Origin of the sequence: Salinarimonas soli, from assembly GCF_008386575.1 — a bacterium.
In the GTDB taxonomy this organism is placed as follows: Bacteria; Pseudomonadota; Alphaproteobacteria; order Rhizobiales; family Beijerinckiaceae; genus Salinarimonas_A; species Salinarimonas_A soli.
Map to the genome: position 1 here is coordinate 1 of NZ_VUOA01000058.1, position 1,860 is coordinate 1,860.

General features: G+C 71.3%; 1 protein-coding gene. It reads left to right on the top strand.

Annotated elements, in window-relative coordinates:
- Positions 1-1,860 (top strand): 1-deoxy-D-xylulose-5-phosphate synthase (dxs, locus tag F0L46_RS24900; RefSeq protein ID WP_240540153.1); only part of this gene is annotated, 1,860 nt, incomplete at both ends.

Sequence of the window (1,860 nt, forward strand, 5' to 3'; positions counted from 1 at the left end):
CGCCTTCTTGACGGCATCGATGTTCCTGGCGACCTGCGTCGTCTGCCCGAGGGCGATCTGCGCCAGGTGGCGGACGAGCTGCGGGCCGAGCTCATCGACGTGGTCTCGCGCACCGGCGGGCATCTGGGGGCAGGCTTAGGCGTCGTCGAGCTGACCCTCGCGCTCCACTACGTGTTCGACACCCCCAAGGACCGCCTGATCTGGGACGTCGGCCACCAGGCCTACCCCCACAAGATCCTCACAGGACGCCGAGCCCGCATGCGCTCGCTTCGCCAGGGCGGCGGCCTGTCGGGCTTCACCAAGCGCGCCGAGAGCCCCTACGATCCCTTCGGCGCCGCCCACTCCTCCACCTCCATCTCGGCGGGCCTGGGCATGGCCGTCGCCCGGGACCTGAGCGGGGGCGACAACAGCGTCGTGGCCGTGATCGGCGACGGCGCCATGTCGGCCGGCATGGCCTACGAGGCCATGAACAACGCCGGCGCCCTCCAGTCCCGCCTCGTCGTCATCCTCAACGACAACGACATGTCCATCGCGCCGCCTGTGGGCGCCATGTCGGCGTACCTCGCCCGCCTCGTGTCGGGGGGCACCTACCGCACGCTTCGCGAGACCGCCAAGCACGTCGCCCGCCGCCTGCCCTCGTTCCTCTACGAGAAGGCGGCCCGCGCCGAGGAATACGCCCGCGGGCTCCTCACCGGCGGCACGCTGTTCGAGGAGCTCGGCTTCTACTATGTGGGCCCGATCGACGGCCACAACCTCGACCACCTCCTGCCCGTGCTGAAGAACGTGCGCGACGCGCGCACCGGGCCCATCCTGGTCCATGTCGTGACCCAGAAGGGCAAGGGCTACCCGCCCGCCGAGGCCTCGGCCGACAAGTACCACGGGGTCGGCACCTTCGACGTGATCACGGGCACGCTGGCCAAACCGAAGGCCAACGCGCCGGCCTATACCCGCGTGTTCGCGGATGCCCTGATCCGCGAGGCGGCGGACGATCCGAAGATCGTGGCGGTCACGGCCGCCATGCCGTCGGGCACGGGGCTCGACGCGTTCGGGGCCTTGTATCCGGACCGCACCTTCGATGTGGGCATCGCCGAGCAGCATGCCGTGACCTTCGCGGCGGGGCTGGCGTGCGAGGGCTACAAGCCGTTCTGCGCCATCTACTCGACGTTCCTGCAGCGGGCCTACGACCAGGTGGTGCACGACGTGGCGCTGCAGGGCCTGCCGGTGCGCTTTGCGCTCGACCGGGCGGGGCTGGTGGGGGCGGACGGGCCGACGCATGCGGGGGCGTTCGACGTGGCCTACTTGGGCTGCCTGCCGAACATGGTGGTGATGGCCGCTGCCGACGAGGCGGAGCTCGTCCACATGGTGGCGACCGCCGCGGCGTATGACGCGGGCCCGATCGCGTTCCGCTATCCGCGCGGCGAGGGGGTCGGGGTCGAGATGCCGGCGCGGGGCGAGGTGCTGGCGATCGGGCGGGGTCGCGTGCTGCGGGAGGGGACGCGGGTGGCGCTGCTGTCCTTGGGGACGCGGCTGTCCGAGGCGCTGAAGGCGGCGGAGGAGCTCGAGGCGCGGGGCTTGTCGACGAGCGTGGCGGACGCGCGCTTTGCCAAGCCGCTGGACGAAGCCTTGGTGCTGCGGCTTGCGCGCGAGCACGAGGTGCTGCTCACGATCGAGGAGGGGTCGATCGGGGGCTTTGGCTCGCAGGTGCTGCACTGCCTGGCGGAGCACGGGGTGCTGGGGCGGGGGGTGAAGGTGCGCAGCCTCGTGCTGCCCGACGCCTACCAGGACCACGACAAGCCCGAGCGGATGTACGCCCAGGCCGGCCTGGACGCGGCCGGCATCGTCGCCAAGGTGTTCGAGACC